Origin of the sequence: Rhodanobacter sp. A1T4 (genome assembly GCF_014207185.1) — a bacterium.
GTDB lineage: Bacteria > Pseudomonadota > Gammaproteobacteria > Xanthomonadales > Rhodanobacteraceae > Rhodanobacter.
This window is the reverse complement of the sequence record NZ_JACHCP010000005.1, coordinates 164259-189752: the sequence shown is the minus strand read 5'-3', so window position 1 is coordinate 189752 and position 25494 is coordinate 164259. Positions and strand designations below refer to the sequence as shown.

Below are 25494 nucleotides of genomic sequence, written 5' to 3'. Positions count from 1 at the left end.
TGCAGCAGCGGCGACCCTGACTTCTGGCACGGGTAGGCGTGCAGGGCCACTGTGCTCGGCTATGCTGATTTTTCTCATTGATACCTTCCGTGGAGACAAACCCATGCGTCGACTGCTGCTTGCCGGCCTTATCGCTTTTGCTGTGCTGCCCGCCGCAGCTGTCACACCGCCAGCCAGTGGCGCGCCCGCCAGTACACCGCTCGATCTGGAAACCATCATGGCCAATCCGGACTGGATCGGTCATCCGGTCGAGATGCCGTATTGGAGCGTGGATGGCCGTAGCATCTACTACGCGCTCAAGCGCGATGGCAGCCCGGTGCAGGATCTGTATCGCGTCGACGCCGCCAGCGGTCAAAGCACCAAGCTCGATCCCGCCGCGATGGCGCAGGCCGAAGGCCCGGCGGTGTTCGACCGCACACATCGGCACGCCGCGTATGTGATGCACGGCGACGTGTTCGTGGTTGACGTTAGCACTGGCCGTCGTACGCAGGTCACCCGCACGCCGCAGGAGAAATCCTCACCGCAATTCTCCGCCGACGGTCGCGCGCTGCAGTTCCGCGACGACAACGACTGGTACAGCTACGACCTCGTTAGCGGCGTCACGTCGCCCGCTGCTGTACTGAAATTTGCCAACGATCCGCAGGCAAAGAAGGCCGACGAGCTGGGCGATCTACAGCTGCGTCTGTTCAAGACCCTGCGCGACATCAAGGCCGACAAGCAAGCGCTGAAGGATGAGGACAAGGCGCTCGATGCCGCCGACCCCGGTCGCGCGCCGGCGCCGTTCTTTCTGGGCGATAAGGCCACTGCTGTCGATACCGAACTCTCGCCCGATGGTCGCTGGCTGCTGGTGGTCACCGCACCAAAGGATCACGACGACGGCAAGGCACCGGTGGTCAATCACTACGTGACCGAGAGCGGCTACACCGAGCCGAAGGAGGCGCGCACGTATGTCGGTCATAACGATCCGGCGCCGCAGTCGCTGCTGCTGCTCGATCTGCGCGAACACCAGAGCTATCCGCTGGCGACCGACGACCTGCCCGGCATCAAGGACGATCCACTGAAAGCGCTGCGCAGCCAGACTGTGGCCGCGCTGGAAAAAGACGGCAAGTCCGATGAGGCCAAGGCATTGAAGGCACCCGATGTGCGCGGCGTCCGCGTGGTCGGCAGCCCCGAAGATGGCGGTGGCGGTGGTATCGCCTGGAGCGACGACGGCAGCCATCTTGCCGTGCAGGTACGTGCCATCGACAACAAGGATCGCTGGATCGCCAACGTCGATTTCAGTCAGCACAAGCTGGTCAACCAGCAGCGGCTGACCGATGAAGCCTGGATCAACTGGAACTTCAACGATTTCGGCTGGCTCAAGGACAACCGCACGCTGTGGTATCTCAGCGAGCATACCGGTTACTCGCAGCTCTACAGCAAATCGCTCGACGGCAAGGCGACGGCGCTGACGTCCGGCAAGTTCGAGGTCAGCCATCCGCTGCTCAGCGACGACGGCCAGCGGTTCTATCTGCGCACCAACCAGGTCGCACCTTACAGTTACGACGTCTATCGACTGCCGGCGAAGGGCGGCGCGCTGACCCGCGTCACGCAGTATCAGGGCATGGACGATTTCAAACTCTCGCCCGATGGCAGGCAGCTTGCCGTGCTGCATTCCTCGCCATACATTTTCCCGCAGCTGGCGGTGCAGCCATCCGCTGGCGGCGAAGGTCATGACCTCACCAATACCATCAAGCCGGCCTATACCGCGCATGCGTGGATCGCGCCGAAGATCGTCGAGATTCCCTCCAGCCATGGTGCGGGCGTGATCTACGCCAAGTACTACGGGCCGGCTGATGAAACCGAGGCAGCCAAGCGTCCGGCGGTGTTCTTCGTGCACGGTGCCGGTTACCTGCAGAACGTCACGCTGTCGTCCAGCTACTACTTCCGCGAACAGATGTTCAACAACCTGCTCGTGCAGCAGGGTTACGTGGTGCTCGATATGGACTACCGCGCCTCCGAAGGCTACGGTCGCGCCTGGCGCACCGCGATCTACCGGCACATGGGCCATCCGGAGCTGGAGGATCTGCTCGACGGCAAGGCCTGGCTGGTGAAAAACCACGCTGTCGATCCTCAGCGCGTTGGCATCTACGGCGGCAGCTACGGTGGCTTCATGACCGAGATCGCATTGCTGCGTGCACCGGGTGAGTTCGCCGCCGGCGCTGCCCTTCGCCCGGTCTCCGACTGGACCAGCTACAACGACGACTACACCTCCGACATCCTCAACGAACCGCAGCTCGATCCCGAGTCATACAAGATCAGCTCACCGATCGAATACGCCGACCAGCTGCGCGACCCGCTGCTGATCGAACACGGCCTGATCGACGACAACGTAATGGCCAGCGATTCGATCCGCCTCTATCAGCGCTTCATCGAACTGCACAAGAAGAACTTCTGGATCTCGCTGTACCCGCTGGAGCGCCACAGTTTTGTCCATGCGGACGATTGGCATGATGAGTATCGGCGGATTGATGAGTTGTTTGAGACGTATTTGAAACCGGGTATTACAACTTCCAGTAACTGATATGAAAAATCAGTCAAGGCTTAAATGCTTGAAATTTTTATTCATAGTTAACTTCAAGGAGAGATAAAGATGCGTCTTCGCACGATAGGTTTTCTAGCCTTGCTTCTCACGACGAGCCCCATTTTTGCCGCTGACGCGCCACCGAGTGATGCATCGGTACACGAACTGCTTCAGGTAATGCAGGCGCACAAGCTTGTCGACAGCATGATGGGCCAGGTGAAAGGCATGATGCAGAAATCTGAGCAGCAGAGCCTGGCAGGGAGCAGCGTCGATGCGGCGGAGCAAAAAATTCTCGACCAGCAAGATAGCGAGGTGTACGAGGTAATGCGGCAGGCATTGAGCTGGGAGAGCCTGGAACCCGTGTATATCGACATGTACAAAAAATCGTTCTCCCAGAAGGAAGTGAATGACATGGTAGCGTTCTACAAATCTCCGTCGGGTCAGGCCGTGGTTGTGAAAATGCCGCTCTTGATGCAGCAGGGCATGCAAATAATGCAGAAAAAAATAGCTGTACTGATGCCCGATATGCAAAAGATTGCGCAAGAGACAACAAGTAAACTTGCTGCCTATAAAGCGAGCAAGGACAAGGCGCCCGCGCCCTCGACAAATACAAGCGGTAAGAGCGACGGCTAAGCGAGCGTTTGAGGTTTGAGTGCCACGGCCTCTCACTCTAAAGGCTAACGCGCCATCTACAGTAGGTTCTTGGTTTGGTGCTGAACTTTGTATTGAGCTGGGGTAGAAATTAAGAGCTTTCGGCCACCACTGGTGACCGAGTCACTTTTCTTTTGCGTGGCCAAGAGAAAAGCAACCCAAAGAGAAGGCCACCCCATTTGGTGCTTGCCGGGCATTCGGCAACTGCTCCTGCGTTGCTCTATCCATGTCCTCGCCTGCCCTGACGAAAAGGAATCGACATCCATGTCGATCCCCCTGCGGGCCTGTCGACCCCACCTCACCGTCGCACAGGGGCCCCGTTTAAAAGCAGCGCGCATCCTGCGCGCTCCGTAGCCACCTATGCTTGCGGGGCATAAGATGCATCGATTCGATGAGTGGTATATGCAAGCGCATAATGCGTTCGTCGTGACAGTTATCCATCAACCAGAATCCTTATTTCCCGCAGGCTTTCACCGCTTAGTGCCGATTCCTTACCGCCTAAACATCCATTGCTTATGCCTCGGGCGAAGGTCTAATAAGCGTTAGGCTTCCTTCCACGGCCCCTGCCAACCATGAAGAGGACTTTGTCCATGGACGATCTATTTCAGAACCCTGAGGATTCAATAGAGGTTGAGCCCGCTGATCTAGGTTCGGAGTTCATTGCTGCCTTGACAAGCAGCCTCGCCAAGAAGTTCGCTAGACAGGAAAAGAAACCTTGGGGTAGCGAGCAAGAGTCCGAGCTGCAGGAAAAAATTTCCACGCTTGTTGCTGCCGCGAACAAGCACAATCTCAAGTCCATTCGCATCATCGTCACTCGGCCAGATGGCAAGAAGGATTCACGAGAGCTGGATGTTGAGAGAATCAATAAGACCCGTTCTCTTCAGTGAGAATATTCGTCGCTGACGCACATGCTTCCTGACGAACTCACAGGGCCTAACTATGCGCTCAAGCTGACCGTGGGGGAGGGAGTTTCCGGTGCAATCACGCGCTGCGGCCAGCACGGCCGCTTAGCTAGGGCGTTAGGCGCCATGGGAAGGGAGTCGCGAACATGAAGATCTTTTTGTGGCTAATTGCGGTTGTTGCAGGTACCGCCATCGGGTTCTACGTTGGGTTTGGTTATGGGGCCAAGACAATGACCGCGCTCGCAGCGCAGAACGAAGTCACGGATGCAGTCGCTGGAGTTCGTATGTCGCTCGATGGGTTGGGACTAAGCGACTCGATGCAGGCAAACAAAATTTACGAGGAGAACCTAACATTCGCACTTGTCCAGATAGGCACTTATTCGCAAGGCCTTGCCTACTGGGCATGCAGTGATAAAGATCGCGAAGCCATGCAGGGTGCGCGTAAGTATGTCGAGGCGCATCCCGAACTTTTGAGCGGTCCCGTGCGGCTTTGGCAAATGAAAGGACTGCAGTTTTGTGATGCGAAAGCGCGCACACGAGGTGCTGGAGCCTAACCACTTATTCAAGGTAGCCGCCTCAGGCGCTGCTTAATCAAGCGTTTGGATCTCAAATTAATTTGCGGGAAAGCTGCTCTGCTTCTCAGACCTCTGTGCGGCGTTGAGGTGAGGTCGACAGGCCCGCCGGGGGATCGGCATGGACGTCGATTCCTTTTCGTCAGGGCAGGAAGCCCTGTCGAAAAGCCCGGCCTCAACTCGCGGACTTGTCGGGCGTAGCCCGGCAAGCGCCAAGTGGGGTGGCCTCTCTTTTGGTTACTTTTCTCTGGCCACGCAGAGAAAAGTGACTCGCCCTCCGCAGGAGGACGAAAGCTCTGCTTTCAAACCATCATCACGTTGCAGCCCAGCGCGAACGATCGCGCTAGCGAAAATCAAACCTTACGCAGACCGGCCGCCTCGCGCGCCAACAACTCAACCCCCGCCCAATCCCCCGCCGCCAACTTATCCGCCGGCGTCAACCAAGACCCGCCCACACAAAGCACGTTCGGCAGCGCGAGAAAATCCGGTGCACTCGCCAGACTGATGCCACCCGTAGGACAGAAGCGCACCTGTGGCAGCGGACTGGCCCAGGCGCCGAGCAACTTGGTACCACCGGCTGGCACGGCAGGAAAAAATTTCAGGAAGCGATAGCCGCGCTCCAGCAAAGTCATCACCTCGCTGGCCGTGGCTGCGCCGGGTAGCAGCGGTACGTCGCTGTCGTCGACGGCGTCGAGCAGTTTCGGTGAGACGCCGGGCGATACCGCAAAGCGTGCGCCGGCCTGCCGCGCGGCTTCCAGATCGCGAATGGTCAGCACCGTGCCTGCGCCGACAACGGCGCCTTCCACTTCGGCGGCAATCGCGCGAATCGCATCGAGCGCGGCCGGCGTGCGCAGCGTCACTTCGATGGTCGGAATGCCGCCGGCGACTAGGGCGCGCGCCATCGGCACGGCATCGCGGGCGTTGTCGATGATCACGACCGGAATCACCGGCGCCAGCCGCATGAGGGTTTCGACCTGTTGCTGCTTGTGTTCGATGCTGCTCATGAAATCGCTCGCGGAAAGTTTGAAAGTAAGCGGTTAGGCGTTTATTGCGAAGGGCTCAAAGCACGCCTGCGCCAAGATCGGCGGTGGTGGCGGCCTGCCGGAACAGGCCGAACAGTTCGCGCCCCATGCCGCTGTGCTGGGAGGAAAGATCGGCGTGCTGCGGCAGACGTGCGTCGAGTTCGTGCGCTTCCATCAGCACGTCCAGATGGCCATTCACCGCGTCGAGCCGGATCATGTCGCCGTTGCGGATCTTGGCGATGTTGCCGCTGGCCACGGCCTCGGGGGTGACGTGGATCGCTGCGGGCACGCGGCCGGAGGCGCCGGACATGCGGCCGTCGGTGAGCAGGGCGATGCGATGGCCGCGATCCTGCAGCAGCGCGAGTGTCGGCGTGAGCTTGTGCAGTTCCGGCATGCCGTTGGCCTGCGGACCCTGGAAGCGCACCACGGCAATGAAGTCGCGATTGAGCTCGCCGCGCTTGAACGCGGCGCCGACTTCGTCCTGGTCGTGGAACACCACGGCAGGCGCCTCGATGATCAGTCGATCGTCTGGCACGGAAGATACCTTGATCACGGCGCGGCCGAGATTGCCCTGCAGCATGCGTAGACCGCCGTCGTGGCGGAACGGTTCGTCGATGCTGCGCAGCACGCCGCGGTTGCCGCTCTGTTTTGATACCGGTACCCAGCGCAGCGTGCCGCTGTCGTTGAGCTGAGGAATCTGTGTATAGCCGTCCATGCCCGTGCCGAAGATCGTCTGCACGTCGGCATGCATCAGGCCGGCGCTGAGCAGCTGATCGATCAGGAACGCCATGCCGCCGGCCTGATGGAACTGGTTCACATCGGCGTAGCCGTTCGGGTACACGCGTGCCAGCAGCGGGATGACGCCGGAGAGCGTGTCGAAATCGTCCCAGCGCAGCTGTATGCCAGCCGCATGTGCAATGGCGACCAGATGCAGCAGGTGATTGGTGGAGCCGCCGGTGGCGTGCAGGCCGATGACGCCGTTGATGATCGCGCGCTCGTCGATGATGTGACCAATCGGCAGATAGCTGTCGCCGAGCGAACTCAACGTATTGACCCGATGCACGACGTCGGCGGTGAGCGCGTCGCGCAACGGCGTGTCCGGTGGTTCGAAGCTGGCGCCGGGCAGATGCAGGCCCATGATCTCCATCAGCATCTGGTTGGAGTTGGCGGTGCCGTAGAAGGTGCAGGTACCGGCACTGTGATACGAGGCGGCCTCGGCCTCCAGCAGTTCGGCCTTGCCGGCCTTGCCTTCGGCGTAGGCCTGGCGAACCTTGGATTTCTCCTCGTTCGGAATGCCGCTGGGCATCGGGCCGGACGGCACGAATGCGCCGGAAAGATGGCCGAAGCTGAGCGCGCCGATCAGCAGACCGGGCACGATCTTGTCGCAGATGCCCAGGTACAGCGCGCCGTCGAACATGTCGTGCGACAGCGCAATGGCGGTGGCCATCGCGACGAGGTCGCGCGAGAACAGCGACAGCTGCATGCCCGGCTGGCCCTGGGTCACGCCGTCGCACATCGCTGGCACGCCACCGGCCACCTGCGCGGTGAAGCCCGCATCACGGGCGATTTTCCGGATCAACTCGGGATAGCGCTCGTACGGCTGGTGTGCCGAAAGCATGTCGTTGTAGGCGGTAACGATGGCGACGTTGGCGCGCCGACCGTTGCGCAGCGCGTTCTTGTCGTCCGGGCCGCAGGCGGCAAAACCGTGTGCGAGATTGCCGCAGGAAAGACGGTCGCGTTGCGGGCCATCGCGATCGACGGCGTCAATCCGCTGAAGATACGCCGCACGCGTTTCGCGGCTGCGCTCGCGCAAGCGTTCGGTGACTTCGGCAACCACAGGGTGCAGCGTGTTCATCTCAAAACTCCGGACATTGCCCGTGTGCGGCGGCGGTGTGTGTCGCCGCTGCAGGGCATCAATAAATGGAAAACTTGCGCATCACGGGCACCAGTAAACCGCCACGGGCACGCGCTGCTGGGCTATCACGGCGTGCACCGGGTAGTCACGTGCGGCGCCCAGGCCGAGTCGCACATCGGCCAGCAAGTCGCGCTTTTTGTCACCGGCAACCAGCAGAAACAACGACTCGGTTGCGAGCAGGGTCGGCAGGGTCAACGTAATGCGCGGCTCGCCGGCGTCAGGCGCACGCATCGGCAGTACGCGGGCTTTGCCGTTGAGGTCGAGTGCATCGGCGAGGTGATCGCCACCGGGAAAGAACGACGCCGTATGACCATCGTCGCCCATGCCCAACACCACGGCATCGAACGGCAGCGCGAGTGTATTGATGCGTGCGGTGCTGGCAGCGAGGCCATCTTCCGGTGTAGGCGCATCGGTATAGAGCGGCACGAACGACGCTTCGGCGGCCTGATTCTGCAACAGGATCGATTTCACCAGGCGCGCGTTGGAGCGCTCGTCGGTGTCGGGCACCCAGCGCTCGTCGACCAAGGTGATTTTCACATGGGCCCAGTCCAGTGACTCACGCGACAACTGGGCAAAGAAATCCTTGGGCGTGCTGCCGCCGGAGACGGCGAGCAGGGCATGTCCGCGTTGATTCAACCCGACGCGTAGCCGTTGCGCGACACGCTCGGCGAGCGCGATGGCCTGTGCGTGGCAATCGGTGAAACTGTGGGTGGTGACGTTGAGATGAGTAGTCATGGGTAGTGGCCACACGTTCGACAATCGGAGCTTGCCGGCGTGTGCTGCTTGTCGTTGGGAAGGGACGCGAAGTCTGACGCAGAGGTCGCCTTCAACGAGTGAATTGTCGCTAAAGGCGGCGAGTTTCGGGGTTTCTCGTCATTCGATGCGTCGAGGGTGGCGAAGCTACTCACTGTCCTCGCTCCAAGTGCGGCCATCGCGTTCGATCAGGGCAATGGCAGCGCTTGGGCCCCAGCTGCCGGCAGAGTAGGGACGCGGCGCTTCGCCGCTGGCCGACCATGCGGCGAGAATCGGACCAGCCCAGCGCCATGCGGCTTCGACTTCGTCGCGACGCATGAACAGCGTGGGATTGCCACGCACCACATCCAGCAGCAGGCGCTCGTACGCATCGGGCTGTGAGACGCCGAAGGCTTCGGCAAAGCTCATGTCCAGCGGCACGTGGCGAAGGCGCAGGCCGCCCGGACCGGGGTGCTTGATGGTCAGCCACAGTTTGACGCCTTCGTCCGGCTGCAGTCGCAGTACCAGACGGTTCTGCGCCAGCGTGCCGGCATCGGCGCTGAAGATCGAGTGCGGTACCGGTTTGAAGGCGACCACGATTTCCGATACGCGATCGGGCAGGCGCTTGCCGGTGCGCAGATAGAACGGTACGCCAGCCCAGCGCCAGTTGGCGATTTCCGCCTTCACCGCGACAAAGGTTTCGGTGTGGGACTTGGTATCACCCAATTCATCGAGATAGCCAGGCACTTTGGCGCCATCGGCTACGCCGGCGCGGTACTGGCCACGCACGGTGAGCTGGGCGACATTGCTGCTGTCGATGTGCTTGAGCGAATTGAGTACTTTCAGTTTTTCGTCGCGCACCGCGTCGGGTGCCAGCGATGACGGCGGCTCCATGGCGACCATGCACAGCAGCTGCAGGATGTGGTTCTGCACCATGTCGCGCAATGCGCCGGCGCGGTCGTAGTAGGAGCTGCGGTTGCCGGTGCCGAGCGTTTCGGACACGGTGATCTGCACGTGGTCGATGTGCGCGTTGTTCCACAGCGGCTCGAACAGTGCATTGCCGAAGCGCAGCGCCAGCAGGTTCTGCACCGTCTCCTTGCCGAGGTAATGATCGATGCGGAAGGTCTGCGATTCGTCGAATACCCGGCCGACCGCGTCGTTGATCTGGTTGGCGCTGTCGAGATCGCGGCCGATCGGCTTCTCCAGCACCACGCGCGATTTGCCCTCGTTGAGCTTGTAGTGACCGAGGCGGCCGCAGATATCGACGAAGAGTTCCGGCGAGGTCGAGAGATAGAACACGCGGATGTGTTCCGGTTGCTCGCCGATCAGGGCGGCAAATTCATCCCAGCCTTCGTCCTTGCGTGCGTCGAGCGAGCGATAGCGGACCTGTTTCAGGAAAGCCTCGATTTTTGCCTTGTCGGCGCCGCTGGTCTTGCCCAGGGTTTCGCGAACCTGCTCGCGGTAACTGTCGTCATCCAGCCCTTCGCGGGCAATGCCGACGATGCGGCTGCTATCGGGAATCTGACCGTCGATAAAGCGGTGATACAGGGCGGGCAGCAGCTTGCGCACGGCGAGGTCGCCGGTGCCGCCAAAAATCACCAGGTCAAACGGTTCGACCACCTGGGAATAAGCCGTTTGGGACGAATTGGCTTGGGTAGAACTATGGGAAGAAGCAGTCACGCAGTCACCTCGACAGATGCCAAAGGGCAGATAGCGCGACCAAGAGGCGCTACTGCCCGGTTGCCAAGGATCATACCAGTGACATACCAGATAGCACCAGACGTTTCTGCTGAATGGTCAATATCGCAAGAGGAATGAGCAAAATGCTTGGAAAATGTCACGCAGATGTCATGACTTCATCGGCATATCCTTAAGCCAGTTGCACAAGTGGTTTGTGATTGGTATCTTGTGCGACTATGGAAACCGCTCTGGCCAACGAATACCGCCGAATCTGCCACGATCCGGCCACCCATCAGCCGCTGGCCTACTTGCGCCTGCGCCGGGCAATCCGCAACGTGGTCGAGCATCGCGATATCGAACCGGGCCAGGCGCTGCCCAGCGAACGTGATCTGTCGCTGGCGCTGAAGCTGTCGCGAGTCACCGTGCGCAAGGCGATCGCAGGGTTGGTCGAGGAAGGCCTGCTGACCCAGCGCCATGGTGCAGGCACCTTTATCGCCGAACGCATCGTCAAGCCGATGTCGCGACTGACCAGCTTTACCGAAGATCTGCGCGAGCGTGGATTACACCCGCGCTCGGAGTTTTTCGAGCGCGGTATTGGTGAAGTGACGCCGGAAGAATCGATGGCGCTGAACCTGTCGCCCGGCTCGCTGGTGGTGCGTCTGCATCGCGTGCGCTACGGGCAGGACGAGCCGTTGGCCATCGAGCGCAGCGTGGTGCCGGCCAGCGTGCTGCCCGATCCGATGCTGGTGCACGACTCGCTGTACGAGGCGCTGGAGCGCTTCAACAGCCGGCCGCGCCGCGCGCTGCAGCGGCTGCGCGCGGTATCGCTGAATGCCCAACAGGCTCGCCTGCTGCATGTCAGTGCCGGCAGCGCGGGGCTGAATATCGAGCGGCGCGGCTTTCTGGACGATGGCCGCGTGGTCGAGTTCACCTGCTCCTGGTATCGCGGTGACATCTACGACTTTGTTGCCGAACTGCAGACGGATTGATTGGCGCGCGCTTGATCAAGACGTTTAGACGTCCATAAATTGACGATTTCAAATCGAGAAAACCATGCAAGCATGCGATACCTTGATGTACAGCGAAGCACACGAAGCCGCCGATGTCGTCGCACGCCAGTTTGCTGCCAATGATGAAATCGTCACCGTGCTGGCGCATTCGCTGCGCGCGCATCCACCGCGTTTCATCATCACCTGCGCGCGTGGCAGCTCCGATCACGCTGCGGCGTATGCGAAGTATGTGTTCGAGACACAGCTCGGCATCGTCACCGCTTCCGCTTCGCCGTCGGTCACGTCGGTGTACGCGGCCGAGCAGCGCTGGCAGGACGCGTTGTTTATCGCCATCTCGCAGTCGGGTAAAAGTCCAGACCTGGTACGCAACGCGCAGGCGGCCAAGATCGCCGGCGCACGCGTGATCGCCTTGGTGAATGTCGAGGATTCGCCGCTGGCAGCGATTGCGGACACGGTCATCCCGCTGCATGCGGGGCCGGAGCGCAGCGTGGCGGCGACCAAGAGCTACATTGCTGCGCTGGCCGCCGTGTTGCATCTGTGCGCGCGCTGGCGCGGTGACACCGAACTGGCTGAAGCACTGCACGTGTTGCCCGATGCATTGCGCAGCGGCTGGGATGCCGATTGGTCAAGCTTGAGCGAAGGGCTTGAGGACGCGCACAACCTGTTCGTGGTGGGTCGCGGCTTCGGACTCGGCATCGCGCTGGAAGCCGCCCTGAAGTTCAAGGAAACCTGCGGCTTGCATGCCGAGGCGTTCAGTGCGGCCGAGGTCAAGCACGGGCCGATGGCATTGGTCGGGCCGAATTTCCCCGTGCTGTGTTTCGCGCAGGATGACGACACGCTGGAAGGCACGCTGGCGCTGGCCGACATGTTTCGTCAGCGCGGTGCGCACGTGTGGGTCGCCGCGCCGGGTCAAAAAGGCAAAGGCAGCCTGCCAGTGATGGCCGGCCTGCCGGCGCTTTGCACTCCGCTGCTGATCATCCAGAGTTTCTATCGCGCGACCGCCGAGCTGTCACTGCGCCGCGGTTTCAACCCCGACGTGCCGCCGCATCTCAACAAGGTGACCGAGACGGTTTGAGTTTTTGAGGGAATAGCAGCTTGTGGCGAGGATCAGGCAAGAGCTGTTCTCGCCGGCGCCAACCATTTGATCTGCTTGTCGGACAAGCACCAAGGCCATCATCCATGACAATCGCCCTCACCAACGCTCGCGTGCTCACTGTGCAGGGCTGGCGTGACGATCTCGCCGTACTGCTGGAAGGCGAGCGCATTCTTGATCTGGTGCCGCATTCGGACCGGCGCGTGCAAAGCGCCGAGCAGCAGGATCTGCATGGCAAGACGTTGCTGCCCGGCTTTATCGATACCCAGGTCAACGGTGGTGGTGGCGTGCTGTTCAACGATGCGCCTACGGTGGAGACCATTCGCCAGATTGGTGCCGCACATCGTCGCTTTGGCACCACGGGTTTTTTGCCGACGCTGATCAGCGACAGCGTCGACACCATGCGAGCAGCCATCGCGGCCGTCGAACAGGCGATGGCGGAGAAGGTGCCGGGGGTGCTCGGCATCCATCTCGAAGGCCCCTACCTCGCGTCGGCGCGCAAGGGCGTGCACGATCCCAAATATTTTCATACGCCCGGTAGCGCTGAGCTCGCCATGCTGTGTGCGTCCCATGCTGGCGTGCGTCTGCTCACGCTGGCACCGGAACAGGTGGCGAGTGAAAGCATCGAAGCGCTGGCAGCGGCCGGTCTTGTGCTGTGCGCTGGCCACACGGCAGCCGATTACGCGACAACCAAGGCGGCACTCGCTATCGGCATTCGCGGTTTCACCCATCTGTTCAACGCGATGACCCCGCTGGGCAGTCGCGAGCCGGGTGTCGTTGGTGCCGCGCTGGATGATGCGCAGAGCTGGTGCGGGCTGATCGTCGATGGCCATCACGTGCACCCGGCCACGCTACGTGCGGCTATTGCCGCCAAACCTCGCGGCAAGATGCTGCTGGTCACCGATGCGATGCCGCCGGTCGGCGCGGATCATCCCGACTTCGTGCTCAATGGCGAAACCATCACCGCCAAAGACGGCGTCTGCCAGACCGCGCAAGGCACGCTGGCCGGTTCCGCGCTGGACATGGCCGCTGCCGTGCGCAACGCGGTGGAAATGCTGGGTCTGCCGTTGGACGAGGCGGTGCGCATGGCCAGCACCTATCCCGCCGATTTTCTCGGCCTCGGTGCAAGCCACGGACGTATCGCGGCCGGCTATCGGGCCGACCTGGTGGTGATGGACGACGACTACAAAGTCACGCAAAGCTGGATCGGTGGCGTCATCGCCTGAAGGCGCTTGCATGACACCGCGTTGCAGCCGATAAACGATGGCGCTGGTGCCAACAATGGCAACCTGCTGCCACGTCGGCCCAAGCAGGCGGCATGCGTCGATCTGGATAAGAGCTTCGGCAAATTTGCAGTCGGTGGCACCTTCAACGCCGACAGCAAACGCCACGACGATACGGCCAACCAGCACCGGCTCGGCGGTTACACCACCACCGGCCTTTGTGCCAGCTACGCGTTTGCGCCGAGCTGGAGTGTCGAGGCGCGGCTGGCCAATATCTTCGATCGCAATTACGAAACCGCGTACTGCTTCAACCAGCCGGGCCGTACCTGGTACCTGACCTTGCGTTACAGCCCCGCGAGTCTTTAACCATTCGCCGGTCGTCAGCACGGACGCTGGCAGAGCAGCATCCCAGGGAGTCGGGGGAGGGTGCGGGAACAAGGACGTTCAGCCCCTGCCTTTCGACAGGGTGAGGACTTAAGGCACATACGCTGCGGCTCGCCGACAGGCATAACGTCGGTATGATCGAGACGCACATCACTGCCGCACGCACATCATCTACCGCGACAGTGTTCGTACGCAGCGGCTCGCCGCTATGCTTGCAGGCCAAGGAAGCGCCATGAATATCTTTGCCCCCATGATCCGCCGCCCGGCAGGCACTTCGCTGCTTGCCCTGGGCCTGATACTCGCCGGCATCTGCGCCTATTTTCTGCTTGGCGTGGCGGCGTTGCCGTCGTTCGAGCTGCCGGTGGTTTTCGTGCAGGCGGCCCAACCTGGTGCCAGCGCGCAAACCATGGCCAGCACGGTGCTGGCGCCGCTGGAACGGCACTTGGGCCAGATTCCCGGCATCGACGAAATGTACGGCAATGCGACCGAAGGCTCGGCGACCGTCGTCGTGCGCTTTCATTTTGGACGCGATACGGACAAGGCCGCGCGCGATGTGCAGGCCGCCATCAATGCGGCGCAGGCTGATTTACCCGTGTTGCCGAGTCCGCCGCAGTACTTCAAGGCAGACACGGCGTCGATTCCGATTTTGCTGGTCACCCTGAAATCCGATGGGCTGCCGATCGACAAGGTCTACGACCTTACCGATACGCTGCTGCAGCCTGCGATGGCGCAAATTCCGGGCGTGGCGCAGGTGCAGGTGTTCGGTGGCACGCCGCACGCGGTGCGTATCGATCTGGACATGCATGCGCTCGCTGCCAAGGGGCTGACCGCGAACGACATCAGCAATGTGCTGATCGCCGCCAACGTCACCTCGCCGCAGGGCATGCTTTCCGACGGCCGTACGCAGATGACGGTGACGGCAAATGACGGACTGCAGACGCCGGAAGATTTCGGCAAGATCTTGATCTCCGACACCAACGGCGTTCCGGTGCGCATGTCCGATGTGGCCAAGGTCTACAGCGGCGAGCAGGACAAATACCAGGGCGCCTGGTTCAACGGCAGCAAGACCGTGGCAATGCAGATCAGCAAACGCCCGGAGGCCAACGCGGTCGCTACTGTTGAAGCAATCCGCGCCAAGCTGCCGCAGCTGCGCGCCGCGTTGCCGGCCAATATCACCATCACGCCGATCTTTGATCTGACCCAGACCACCAAGTCGGCTCTGCATGAGGTCGAAGTGGCGTTGGCGATCAGTATCGTGCTGGTTGTGCTGGTGATGCTGGTGTTCCTGCGCAGATTACGACCCACGCTGATCGCCACACTCAGCGTGCCGCTCTCGCTGGCCGGTGCCTTCGTGATGATGTGGATACTGGGCTATACGCTCAATACCTTGTCGCTGGTGGCGCTGGTGCTGTGCATCGGCTTCGTGGTCGACGATGCGATCGTGGTGATCGAAAACATCGTGCGGCATATGGAGCACGGAGAGGACGCGCTGGAAGCGTCCCTGGTTGGCGTCAGCGAAATCGGTTTCACGGTTATTTCGATTACGCTGTCCTTGATCGCGGTATTTGCGCCGCTGCTGTTCGGCAACAGCATTCTGGTGCTGTTGCTGCGCGAGTTTTCGGTGACGCTTACCGCTGCAGTGGTGATCTCTGCCTTGGTATCGCTGACCCTGACTCCCGCGTTGTGCGGGTTGCTGCTCAAGCAGGATGCACCCGGCGTCGTGCGCGAGCAGTCGCGCATCGAGCTGGCGATGGAGCGCTTCGACCGTGGTCTGCATCAGCGATATGAGCGGGCTCTGGACTGGGCCATGCGGCATCGACGCGTGATGCGCTGGCAACCTTTTCTGCTGCTGATTCTCACCTGCGCTCTGGCCTTTGCCGTGATAAAGACCGCTGGGGGCACCTTTATGCCGGACGAGGACACCGGCCAGCTGGAAGTCGACCTCACGGCGGATACCAATATCTCGCCAAGCTTGCTGACCGAGCGCGTCAAGCATGCGGCCAGCATCATCCAGGCCGAGCCCGATGTCGTCGATATCCTCAGTATTCTGGGTGCCAACGGTGGCGGCAATGGCGCTGTCGGCAACAACGGCAGTATGTTCGTGGATCTCAAACCGCGCGGCAGCGGCCCGGATGAGCGCCATGAAAACATCAAGGTGCTGATCGAGCGGTTGGGCAAGAAACTCGACGCGCTGCCCAACGTACGCGTCGAAGTCTCGCCGGTGCAGTTTCTCGGCGGCGGCGGCAGCGGCGACAACGCCGGCCAGTACGAATTCCAGCTCGTCAGCGCCGACGGCGGCGATCTGCAGCCATGGACGCTGAAGATGGTGCGTCAGTTGCGCACGTTGAAGCAGCTGCGCGATGTCAGCAGCAACTTCGATCAGGTCGGCAAACAGCAGATGATCAAGGTGGATCGCGATGCCGCCAGCCGCCTCCAGGTCAGCATGGGCGCGATCGATTCGGTACTGCAGAACTCGTTCGGCCAGCGCCAGGTGTCGGTGATCTATTCCGATCTCAACCAGTATCGCGTGGTGCTCAATTCCGCTGCGGCCGAATCCATCAGCGCGCAAGCGCTGCTCAACAGTTACGTGCGCAATACGCAGGGCAACATGATTCCGCTATCGGCGATGGCGAGCATTGCGCCAAGCCTCACGCCAACGCGCATCCGCCACCATAACCAGATGGAGGTGTCGACAATCAACTACAACCTGGCCAAGGACGTGACCCAGGACAAGGGCATCGCGCTGATCAACCAGGCTGCAGCGATCGTGCAGTTGCCCGAAGGCATGCACGTCGATTTCACCGGCGCCAACCAGAATTTTCAGCAGGCCCAAAGCAATGGCTACATACTGCTCGTGGGCGCGATCATCGCGATGTATATCGTTCTGGGCATTCTCTACGAAAGCCTTGGCCATCCACTGACGATTCTCTCCACCTTGCCCGCCGCCGGTGCCGGCGCCTTCCTCGCGCTGCTGGTCACGCAAACGCAGATCAGCTTGATGGCCATCATCGCGATCCTGATGTTGATCGGCATCGTGAAAAAGAACGCTATCCTGATGGTCGACTTCGCCCTGGTCGCCGAACGTGAGCGCGGTCTTCCCGCGCCAGAGGCGATCCGTGAAGCCGCGCTGGTACGCTTCCGCCCAATCACCATGACGACGCTGGTCGCGATGGGCGCGGCGCTGCCGCTGGCGATCGGCTTCGGCGTCGGCTCGGAGATGCGCCAGCCGTTGGGCATTGCTATCGTCGGTGGACTGCTCGTTTCGCAGTTGCTGACCTTGCTGAGTACGCCAGCCATTTATCTTTGGAACCACGACCGGAAGATTCGCAAGGCAGCGCGCAAAGAGCGCAGGGCGGCGAAAAAGCGGCTCAAGGCGTTGGGTAAGTCGGCGCTGGCTGCTGGCTGAAGCAAACGCGATCATCTCGCTATGCCTGGAACTGTCTTCTCTCCCCAGACTTCATTGGGGAGTTTGCTACGGAGCAGCACCCCCTGCCTTTCGACAGGGTGAGGACTTAAGGCACATACGTTATGGCTCGCCGACAGGCATAACGTCGGTATGATCGAGACGCACGTCACGGCCACTCAAATACCGCCCATTGCGACGGCATTCGTGTGTGGTGGCGCGCCGCTATGGTTGCAGGCCACGGAAGCGTCATGAATATCTTTGCCCCCATGATTCGCCGCCCGGCCGGCACTTCGTTGCTTGCCCTTGGCCTGATACTCGCCGGCATCTGCGCCTACTTGCTGCTTGGCGTGGCCGCGCTGCCGTCGCTGGAGTTTCCGGGCGTCTACATTGTGGTGCAGCAGCCTGGGGCCAGCGCGCAGACCATGGCGTCCACCGTGGTGGCGCCGCTGGAACGCCACCTGGGCCGCATTCCCGGCATCGATGAAATGCACTCGGAAAGCAACGAAGGTGCGGCGTTCGTACAGATCCGCTTCAATCTCGGCCGCAGCGCGGACAAGGCCGCTCGTGACGTGCAGGCGGCGATCAATGCCGCGGCGCCCGATCTGCCCGCCGACCTGCCGGCGCCACCGCAATATTTCAAATTCGACACCTCGCAGATTCCGGTGCTGTTGGTTGCGCTGACCTCGACCAGCCTGCCACCGGAAAAACTGTACGACCTCACGGATACGCTGCTGAGGCCGGCGGTGGCGCAGATTCCGGGCGTGGCCCGCGTGCAGGTGGGTGGCGGCTCGCCGCATGCGGTGCGCATCGCCTTGGATACGGCCGCACTGGCAGCCAAGGGGCTTACCGCCAACGACGTGAGCAATGCGCTGATCGCCGCCAATGTCAGCTCGCCGCAAGGGACCTTGAGCGATGGGCGCACCCAGACCACGCTGATCGCCAACGACGCCTTGCACGAGCCGGCCGAATTCGCCGATCTGCTGATCGCGATGAAGAATGGCGTGCCGGTGCGCATGTCGGACGTGGCGACCATCAGCAGCGGCCAGCAAGATGAATTCCAGGGCGCATGGTTCAACGGTCAGCGCACGGTGATTCTCAATATCAGCAAGCGGCCAGAAGCGAACTCCGTGGCCACCGCCGCCGCGATTCGCGCCAAGCTGCCGCAGCTGCGCCAATGGCTGCCGGCGGACGTGCAGCTCACGCCGATGTTCGATCTCACCCAAACCACCAAGTCGGCCCTGCACGAGGTGAAGGTGGCGCTGTTGATCAGCATCGTGATGGTGGCGCTGGTGATGCTGGTATTCCTGCGCCGATTGCGGCCGACGTTGATCGCGATGCTGAGCGTGCCGCTGTCGTTGGCCGGCGCGTTCGTGGTGATGTGGGCCTTCGGCTATACGCTGAACACGTTGTCGCTGGTGGCGCTGGTGTTGTGCATCGGTTTCGTGGTGGACGACGCGATCGTGGTGATCGAGAACATCGTGCGGCACATGGAGCACGGCGAGACTCCGCTGGAGGCGTCATTGAACGGCACCCGCGAGATCGGCTTCACGGTGATCTCGATCACGCTGTCGCTGATCGCCGTGTTTGCGCCGCTGTTGTTCGGTAACAACCTGCTGGTGAAGCTGCTGCGCGAGTTCTCGGTCACCCTGACCGCGGCGGTAGTGATCTCGGCGTTGGTGTCGCTGACGCTGACGCCGGCGCTGTGCGGTAGTTATCTCAAGTTCGAACACGTTGGTGAGCACGTGCCGGGGCGGTTGGAACGCGCGCTGGAACGCTTTGATCGCGGCCTGCACCGTGCTTATGAGCGCGCGCTGGACTGGGCCCTGCATCATCGCCGGCTGATGCGCTGGCAGCCGTTGCTGCTGCTGCTCCTGACCGTTGCATTGGGCGCTGCGGTGGTAAAGACCGCCGGCGGTGCCTTCATGCCGGAGGAGGACACCGGTTTGCTACAGGCACAGATCCAGGCCGACGCCAATATTTCGCCGAAGCTGATGAGTGAACGCGTGAAGCAGGTCGGCGCCATCGCCCAGACCGATCCGGCGGTATTCGATGCCACCACCATCCTCGGCAACGACAACGGCCCCGGCGGCGCGGTCGGCAGCAACGGCACGATGTATATCGACCTCAAGCCCAAGGGCAGCGGCCCGGGGCAGCGCCGCGAAAGCGCCAAGGTGGTGCTGGCGCGGCTGAGCGAGCGCTACCAGAAACTGGCGGACGTCGGGGTGTACCTGGATCCGGTGCAGTTTCTCGGCGGTGGTAGCGGCAACAATCGCGGCGGCCAGTATTCCTTTCAGCTGATCGACAGCAGTGGCGGCGATCTGCAGCCTGTGTCGCTCAAGGTGGAGCAACTGATGCGCACGCACAAGGAGCTGCGCGATATCAGCAGCGACTTCGACAGCGTCGGCAAGCAGCAGTTGTTGAAGATCGATCGCGATGCCGCCTCGCGGCTGCAGGTGAGCGTGGGCACGATCGATTCGGCGCTGTACAACTCGTTCGGACAACGGCAGGCGTCGATCATTTACTCGGACATCAACCAGTACTGGGTGGTGCTCACGTCAACCGCCGCCGAGCGGATCAGCCCGGAAACCCTGCTCGATCTCTACGTGCGCAATACGCAGGGCCAGATGGTTCCGTTGTCCGCGTTAGCCCATATCGAACCCAATCTCGCGCCCACCCTGATCACCCACGAAGACCAGCAGCAGGCCTCGGAAATCCACTACAACCTCGCGCCGGGCGTCACCCAGGACAAGGGTGTGGCGCTGGTGCAGCAGATTGCGGCGGCGGCCAATCTGCCGGGCGAGGTGCGGCTCGATTTCACTGGCGAGAATCAACGTCTGCAGCAGGCGCAGTCCAACGGCATGATCCTGCTGCTGGCGGCGATCGTCGCGATGTACATCGTGCTGGGCATTCTCTACGAAAGCCTGGGTCACCCACTGACGATTCTCTCCACCCTCCCTGCCGCCGGTGCCGGTGCGTTTCTGGCGATGCTGGTGACGCACACGCAGCTCAGCCTGATGGCGATTATTGCCATCCTGATGTTGATCGGCATCGTCAAGAAGAACGCGATCCTGATGGTCGACTTCGCCCTGGTTGGTGAACGTGAGCGCGGCCTGTCCGCGCCCGAGGCGATTCGGGAAGCCGCACTGGTGCGTTTTCGGCCGATCACCATGACGACTCTCGTTGCGATGGGTGCGGCGTTGCCGCTGGCGATCGGTTTCGGTGTGGGATCGGAGATGCGCCAGCCGCTGGGCATTGCCATTGTTGGTGGCTTGCTGGTGTCGCAGCTGCTGACTCTATTGAGTACGCCGGCGATTTATTTGTGGAATCACGATCGGAAGATTCGCAAGGCGGCGCGGATTGAGCGGCGCGCGGCGAAGCGCCGCCTCAAGGCGATTGGCAAGTCCGCGCAGGCGGCGGGTTAAAGCCATTCCGGTTGCCTTGCTTTGCAAGCAGAGCTTTCACCCTTCTGCGAAGGGCGAGTTACTTTCTCTTGCGTGGCCAAGAGAAAGTAACCAAAGAGAAGGCCACCCCACTTGGCGCTTGCCGGGCTGCGCCCGCCAAGTCCGTGAGCCGAGTACCCCAGTGGGCATAAAGCCGGGCTTTTCGACAGGACTCCTGTCCTGGCGAAAAGGAATCGACGTCCTGTCGATTCCCCTGCGGGCCTGTCGACCTCATCTCACCGCCGCACAGGGGGAGTGAGAAAAGCAGAGCGGCTTTCCCGACAATGAAATTGAGCCGCGGAGTGCTCCAAATGGATCGCCTCTTGTGCCCTTTGTAGCCTCGATTTCAATGCTCGATTAGCTAGGTTTCAACTGAAGCCAATCTTTTCATTGAACAATTCCAACAGCTCGTGCCGCTTCGTTTCGGAAGGCGCGCATTTCAGTGCCAAGTTGGCTTCATGACGCGCGGCTTCCTGATCTCCAAGAGCGTGAAGCGCTAATGCTTTCACGTAGCGCAACAACCATTCTTGACGTGCGCCTTCCCGGAGTGATGGCACGATAGTTTCAAGTGCTGCAGAGGCATTGCCTTGTTGCAGAAAGTTTTCGGCCAGAAAATATCTCGCGACAACAACAGCTGGGTTGAAGTCGTCGCTACCTTGTTCTAGCTCCAACGACACAGCTCGTTGGTAATGCTCTCGAGCTTCATTGAAGAGTCCACGGCTCGACAGGGCGCCTGCAAATTCCCCGTGGTAGATAGGCGTCATGTAATGCGCAGGATCGGCTAGTTCAATTGCTTCCCGATATATGGGTATAGCCAGTTCAGCTTGACTCTCTCCCCATAGCGCTAAAGCCTTTTTTGCGAGGCGAGATGCTTCGGTCTGGTTCATTTAATTATTAATACCCAAGCTAAGCGGTCGTTCGGGCGGTGCTGAATTATTGTGCCAGAGAGTTCTTTCCATACGATCCGCTTGAGCAAATAGTCAGGTGGCGATGACTGATTCAACGTTTAACCCCAGGCACTCTGACTGTGTACACGCATACCAGCGACTGTCATCGAATCGACAAACGCCACCTATGTTGTCTTCGCCGAAGTGACATCGAATGAACTCGCACTCGGTAAGGACACAACCCATGAAGCTGGTGCCGTTGAAGCTGCAATCTTCAAATTTTACGCGAACAAAAGTGGCGACATTGAACAGACTCAAATAGAAACTTGACCGCTTGAAGTGGCAGCCCAGCAAAGCTCCATCGAAGATCGCGCCTTCGACGTCTAGAGCGCTGAACTGGCAGTACAGGAAGACCCCATCCTCCAATTCGGCGGGGAGCTCGTCGGCATCATATGTAGCTCAGGAAAACAACATAGAGAAATAGCTCGACGCTGGAGTTAAGCGGAGGCGAAGCCTTCCGCCTTGAATGAGTTGCTAGGCATGTTACTTACCGTTGCCCAGTAAAAAGAATGCCGCAAAAAATGATGAACGCAACAACAGCCCAACCAAACCATTCGCGGGTTGTAAGAAAACGCCCCTTTTGCTTGGATGCGTCGCCGTCAAGTATCAGCTCCCACAGGAACAAGTAGGAGACCCAGGAGCGAGACCGCCCAGACTTCGTTGGATAGCGCGATCGACTCAGATAGATAAGGGCTAGTAGCAAGGCACTTATGCTCATGGCTACGACCAAGTATGTGTATTGCCCCATGCTCTTACACCTAGGCCTCGGATTGAGGCATATGCAATGGATGCTCAGTCTCGGCGAGTATTTCGTCAAGATGTGAAAACCCAAATGAGGTAAGGCAACCGAATGATGCATTCACTCGGATGTCACCGGATCATAATTTTGCATATCGCACGAATTGAGTGGCTATGTCCTATTCGTCAAAAAGTGCGGTGATATCGGATGCTAGGAAGGATGCCCATCGGCTGGACTTGGGTGCCGTGAAGCAAGGGCGAAGCATGCGCTGCTTTTCGAACTCCCCTGTGCGCCAAGTGGGGTGGCCTTCTCTTTACTCCGGGCATCCTGCCCTTCGCCCTTCGGGCCAGCTTCGCTGTTCGCGCCGCTCCTGCGGCGCAGTGGTTACTCTTCTCTTGGCCACGCAAGAGAAAGTAACTCGCGCTCCGAAGGAGGGCGAAAGCTCTGCTTCTGAAAACACATCAAAGCGAAAATCCAGAGCGCCCCTCACCCTAGTCCTCTCGCCAATAAGGCCTGGGGAGAGGGGATAACGTGATGCTTCGAGCAGAATCACCGAAAACAAAATTCAATCACTGGGACTGGTACACGCCGCATAGCGCTTCCCTTCAACACGAACCACCTCACCCTGATCCTTCATCGTGATGCTCGCGGTGTAGTGCTCCGGCGAATCGAAATCAACGCGTCCTTTGCCGGTGGCTGACGTCGCGCCCGGACAACTCAATGACCAGTCCAGCGCGGTGCTGCGGCGATGCTGATCGCCGCGCAAGCACTTCGTCTGGTTCGGTACATCGATGTTGGCAAATTCGACCCAGGGATCGGCGCCTTCATCCACGCAGTGCCAAGTGGTTGTTGGCTGACCGGCCTGGCCGTGATTGACGATGCTTGTGATGACCTTCCACAAGCCGGGCATCGCCTGGAAGTCGCCGGGATCGGCGAGTGTCGCGGTGCTACCTAGCGCAGCAGCGAGGAATAGAAACACGATAAAGCGGCGACGGACGTTGGGCCGGTGACCTGCGCGTCGCGTCTTTTGAATGGGCAGATGCATGATGAATCGATCTCCGCTAACAAAAACAAAGCAGGCCCCGGGCAGCTGCCCGGGGCCTTTATGTGTACTCCCGCGTTAGCAGGAGTGCACCTTACGTCATCAGTTTTGCGTGCCGTCCTGGACCGCTGCCGTCGCCCAACCACCGCGCCGGAAGTCGAACATGTCCATCAGATTGCCGATGGCCGGCGCGTTGAGCGGCACATACGGGTTGCTGAATCTTGCGATTGGGTTCGGCAGGTTGTCGCGACTGCGTGGCGAGATGGTGTCATACAGACCCCAGTTGGCTTCGACGAATTTGTCGAACGAGACATGGTCGTAGTACGTGTGCACCACGCGGCCGCCTTCGGAGTACTTCGAGATCACCAGCAGCGGGATGCGCGTGCCGTCACCGAAGAAGTCGATCGGCTGCACGTAACCGGAGTCGTAGAAGCCGCCACCTTCGTCCATGGTCACCATGATCACGGTGTCATCCCAAACCTTCGGGTTCGCCTTCGCCATCTCGACGATCTTCTGCACATAGCCTTCGAAGAGTTCGAGTTTGGACGATGCCGGATGGCCGTCCAGAATGCCATCCGGTTTGGCGATGGATACTGCGGGAAGCGTATCGTTCTGGATATCGTTGTAGAGGTCGTTGATATCCTGATTGTTCGCGCGCAGGGTCGGGTTGGTCATGACCTGGGTGGAGTAGAGGAACGGGTCGCAGATGTTGCAGAAGGTACCTGCCTCACCGTTCTCCTTGCCATCGCCCCAGCCTTCGCCGTAGTACTTCCAGCTCACGTTGTGCTTGCTCAGCAGCAAGGCGATGTTGTCCTGCTTGGTCGGCGGAATGGTGAACTGCGTGCTGCCCAGCGGAGCCGGTGTGCCGTCACCCATGTAGCCCGGGTTGTAGTTGTTGACCAGGTAATACGCACCCGGCTTGCAATCCGTGCCGCGGAAGGTGCGGTACGGTAGCGACTTCAGATAGCCCTTCACCGAAGCTACGCCGGGCTGCGTGTCGTCCGCGCAGTTGACGTAGGAACCGCCACCGTAACCGTCCTGCACCCACCAGTTGTTGGTGCCGGACTGCGAGTTCGGATTCTCTATCTGGTTGGTCGGTGGCACGATCGGGTTGCCGTTGGCATCGGCATAGAAGATCGGATTGCCGAAACCGAGCATGATGTGATTCGCGCCGGTACCGCCCATCACGGACTGGTGAAAGTTGTCGCTCAAGGTATAGGTACGGGCCAGTTCGGCAAAGTACGGCGCATCACCCTTCGCCACGTTGAGGAACTGCATCGCGGTGGAGCCTTCGCCGGTGCTCTCGTTGGTGAAGTTGGCCGGCTGCGTTACGCCGTTGTTGCCTGCACCCATGGTCGTCTCCACCCACGGGAAGAGATCGGCGCGGCAGCCACTGGGGTTTTTCGCCGTGGCGGTCGCCGTGCTGCAGTCGAGCTGCTGCCACATCTGGAAGAAGCGATGGACCGGGCTGTTGGCGTAGTCGTTGTAGCTGAGCGACGCATGCATGTCGACCGGTGCATTGGCCAGCTGGGTGGGGAAGCGCGTGTCGACCACATCGTTGGGCAGGCCCGTGCCGCCTTCAGCGAGTTCGGCATAGCTGTCCGTTGGCAATGCGGGTTCGATCGACTGCGCCTGCGCGGCGGACGAGAACGGCGCCTGCGTCGGTGCACCGCCGGTGTTCATGGATGGCAGTGCCGTAAACGGTGTGGTGTGTGTCGGGTTGTTGGAGTAAGTGCCGGTCTGCGAGGCCTGCCACTGCTGTGCTTTGGCGACGTTGGGGCCGGGCGTGCCATCGGCATTGACGATGCCTTCGGACAGCAGGTTGTTGATGCTTTGACCCTTGGGTGGCGTATAGGTCGCGAACACGTGGTCGAAGGTGCGGTTTTCACCGATCAACAGGATCACATGCTTGATCGGCGTGCGGGTGTACCCGCTGCGATCACCACCCTGGCCCGGACGGTGCAGCGTGACGATGCCACCGGGCAGACCCGCCTGATGCTTGGAAGCGGCGGCTGGCACATCCTGACGGAACGCGGCGTCCTTGTCCGGTGGTGTGGTGCTCTGCGCGCTGACCACGCCGGCAATGGCAACGGTTAACAGGCCGAGCAAGAGCGGTTTGTAGTGTTTGCGGCTAATCGGTATACGCATGACTTTGTCTCCTGCAGTTGCAACT

The 25494-nt window shown here is 60.7% G+C and carries 17 protein-coding genes; 10 read left to right on the top strand and 7 right to left on the bottom strand.

All coding sequences use genetic code 11. The annotated features are described in order from the left end of the window. Positions 1 to 103 precede the first annotated feature (103 nt). The 4 genes from HDE80_RS11735 to HDE80_RS11720 all read left to right on the top strand — a co-directional run bounded on the left by HDE80_RS11735 (position 104) and on the right by HDE80_RS11720 (position 4670). Complete coding sequence (locus HDE80_RS11735) at positions 104 to 2563, top strand: prolyl oligopeptidase family serine peptidase (protein WP_184671060.1); 2460 nt, start codon at positions 104 to 106, stop codon at positions 2561 to 2563. Between the two features lie 69 nt (positions 2564 to 2632). Continuing rightward, positions 2633 to 3196 (top strand): DUF2059 domain-containing protein, encoded by a 564-nt coding sequence (locus HDE80_RS11730; protein WP_184671058.1) that lies wholly within the window; start codon positions 2633 to 2635, stop codon positions 3194 to 3196. A gap of 608 nt (positions 3197 to 3804) precedes the next feature. After that, positions 3805 to 4101 carry a hypothetical protein gene (locus HDE80_RS11725; protein WP_184671056.1) on the top strand — a complete coding sequence of 99 codons (297 nt, stop codon included), beginning with the start codon at positions 3805 to 3807 and terminating at the stop codon, positions 4099 to 4101. A 161-nt stretch (positions 4102 to 4262) separates the two neighbouring features. Next, positions 4263 to 4670 (top strand): hypothetical protein, encoded by a 408-nt coding sequence (locus tag HDE80_RS11720; RefSeq protein ID WP_184671054.1) that lies wholly within the window; start codon positions 4263 to 4265, stop codon positions 4668 to 4670. 371 nt (positions 4671 to 5041) lie between these two features. Here HDE80_RS11720 and HDE80_RS11715 read toward each other — a convergent pair whose 3' ends face one another. The 4 genes from HDE80_RS11715 to zwf form a co-directional block, all read right to left on the bottom strand. Further along, positions 5042 to 5692, bottom strand: coding sequence for a bifunctional 4-hydroxy-2-oxoglutarate aldolase/2-dehydro-3-deoxy-phosphogluconate aldolase (locus HDE80_RS11715; RefSeq protein WP_221437540.1), 651 nt, complete (start codon positions 5690 to 5692; stop codon positions 5042 to 5044). A gap of 55 nt (positions 5693 to 5747) precedes the next feature. After that, complete coding sequence (gene edd / locus HDE80_RS11710; protein ID WP_184671052.1) at positions 5748 to 7565, bottom strand: phosphogluconate dehydratase; 1818 nt, start codon at positions 7563 to 7565, stop codon at positions 5748 to 5750. A gap of 81 nt (positions 7566 to 7646) precedes the next feature. After that, entirely contained in the window at positions 7647 to 8360 is a 714-nt protein-coding gene (pgl, locus tag HDE80_RS11705) for a 6-phosphogluconolactonase (RefSeq protein WP_184671050.1), read from the bottom strand. A gap of 165 nt (positions 8361 to 8525) precedes the next feature. Further along, entirely contained in the window at positions 8526 to 9977 is a 1452-nt protein-coding gene (gene zwf, locus HDE80_RS11700) for a glucose-6-phosphate dehydrogenase (protein WP_184671447.1), read from the bottom strand. Between the two features lie 296 nt (positions 9978 to 10273). Here zwf and HDE80_RS11695 point away from each other — a divergent pair, with 296 nt between their 5' ends. The 6 genes from HDE80_RS11695 to HDE80_RS11670 all read left to right on the top strand — a co-directional run bounded on the left by HDE80_RS11695 (position 10274) and on the right by HDE80_RS11670 (position 20575). Beyond that, on the top strand, positions 10274 to 11026 hold the full coding sequence (locus tag HDE80_RS11695; protein ID WP_184600105.1) for a GntR family transcriptional regulator: 753 nt from the start codon (positions 10274 to 10276) through the stop codon (positions 11024 to 11026). 64 nt (positions 11027 to 11090) lie between these two features. Next, complete coding sequence (locus tag HDE80_RS11690) at positions 11091 to 12122, top strand: SIS domain-containing protein (RefSeq protein WP_184671042.1); 1032 nt, start codon at positions 11091 to 11093, stop codon at positions 12120 to 12122. Between the two features lie 104 nt (positions 12123 to 12226). After that, on the top strand, positions 12227 to 13366 hold the full coding sequence (gene nagA, locus HDE80_RS11685; protein WP_184671039.1) for an N-acetylglucosamine-6-phosphate deacetylase: 1140 nt from the start codon (positions 12227 to 12229) through the stop codon (positions 13364 to 13366). A 6-nt stretch (positions 13367 to 13372) separates the two neighbouring features. After that, a complete protein-coding gene (locus HDE80_RS11680; protein ID WP_184671035.1) occupies positions 13373 to 13729 on the top strand; it encodes a TonB-dependent receptor in 357 nt (118 codons plus the stop codon). Positions 13730 to 13979: 250 nt separating this feature from the next. Next, positions 13980 to 17153: an efflux RND transporter permease subunit gene (locus HDE80_RS11675; RefSeq protein WP_184671033.1), complete on the top strand. Its 3174-nt coding sequence runs from the start codon at positions 13980 to 13982 to the stop codon at positions 17151 to 17153. Positions 17154 to 17401: 248 nt separating this feature from the next. Further along, a complete protein-coding gene (locus HDE80_RS11670) occupies positions 17402 to 20575 on the top strand; it encodes an efflux RND transporter permease subunit (RefSeq protein ID WP_184671030.1) in 3174 nt (1057 codons plus the stop codon). Between the two features lie 386 nt (positions 20576 to 20961). Here the strand turns inward: HDE80_RS11670 and HDE80_RS11665 are convergent, their stop codons facing one another. From HDE80_RS11665 to HDE80_RS11650, 3 genes are all read right to left on the bottom strand, one after another. After that, on the bottom strand, positions 20962 to 21480 hold the full coding sequence (locus HDE80_RS11665; protein WP_184671026.1) for a hypothetical protein: 519 nt from the start codon (positions 21478 to 21480) through the stop codon (positions 20962 to 20964). 1364 nt (positions 21481 to 22844) lie between these two features. Further along, the gene (locus HDE80_RS11655; protein ID WP_184671022.1) at positions 22845 to 23324 is read right to left on the bottom strand and encodes a DUF3617 family protein; all 480 of its coding nucleotides are present in this window, start codon (positions 23322 to 23324) and stop codon (positions 22845 to 22847) included. 99 nt (positions 23325 to 23423) lie between these two features. Next, positions 23424 to 25469: an alkaline phosphatase family protein gene (locus tag HDE80_RS11650; RefSeq protein ID WP_184671020.1), complete on the bottom strand. Its 2046-nt coding sequence runs from the start codon at positions 25467 to 25469 to the stop codon at positions 23424 to 23426. Between the last annotated feature and the right edge of the window lie 25 nt (positions 25470 to 25494).

Excerpts from the sequence above, each read along its gene's own strand:
- pgl (WP_184671050.1), bottom strand. The coding sequence starts at position 8,360 with ATGACTACTCATCTCAACGTCACCACCCACAGTTTCACCGATTGCCAC.
- nagA (WP_184671039.1), top strand. The coding sequence starts at position 12,227 with ATGACAATCGCCCTCACCAACGCTCGCGTGCTCACTGTGCAGGGCTGG.
- HDE80_RS11650 (WP_184671020.1), bottom strand. The coding sequence starts at position 25,469 with ATGCGTATACCGATTAGCCGCAAACACTACAAACCGCTCTTGCTCGGC.
- HDE80_RS11735 (WP_184671060.1), top strand. The coding sequence starts at position 104 with ATGCGTCGACTGCTGCTTGCCGGCCTTATCGCTTTTGCTGTGCTGCCC.
- HDE80_RS11675 (WP_184671033.1), top strand. The coding sequence starts at position 13,980 with ATGAATATCTTTGCCCCCATGATCCGCCGCCCGGCAGGCACTTCGCTG.
- HDE80_RS11715 (WP_221437540.1), bottom strand. The coding sequence starts at position 5,692 with ATGAGCAGCATCGAACACAAGCAGCAACAGGTCGAAACCCTCATGCGG.
- HDE80_RS11695 (WP_184600105.1), top strand. The coding sequence starts at position 10,274 with ATGGAAACCGCTCTGGCCAACGAATACCGCCGAATCTGCCACGATCCG.
- HDE80_RS11670 (WP_184671030.1), top strand. The coding sequence starts at position 17,402 with ATGAATATCTTTGCCCCCATGATTCGCCGCCCGGCCGGCACTTCGTTG.
- edd (WP_184671052.1), bottom strand. The coding sequence starts at position 7,565 with ATGAACACGCTGCACCCTGTGGTTGCCGAAGTCACCGAACGCTTGCGC.
- HDE80_RS11730 (WP_184671058.1), top strand. The coding sequence starts at position 2,633 with ATGCGTCTTCGCACGATAGGTTTTCTAGCCTTGCTTCTCACGACGAGC.
- HDE80_RS11655 (WP_184671022.1), bottom strand. The coding sequence starts at position 23,324 with ATGCATCTGCCCATTCAAAAGACGCGACGCGCAGGTCACCGGCCCAAC.
- HDE80_RS11725 (WP_184671056.1), top strand. The coding sequence starts at position 3,805 with ATGGACGATCTATTTCAGAACCCTGAGGATTCAATAGAGGTTGAGCCC.
- HDE80_RS11690 (WP_184671042.1), top strand. The coding sequence starts at position 11,091 with ATGCAAGCATGCGATACCTTGATGTACAGCGAAGCACACGAAGCCGCC.
- HDE80_RS11665 (WP_184671026.1), bottom strand. The coding sequence starts at position 21,480 with ATGAACCAGACCGAAGCATCTCGCCTCGCAAAAAAGGCTTTAGCGCTA.
- HDE80_RS11720 (WP_184671054.1), top strand. The coding sequence starts at position 4,263 with ATGAAGATCTTTTTGTGGCTAATTGCGGTTGTTGCAGGTACCGCCATC.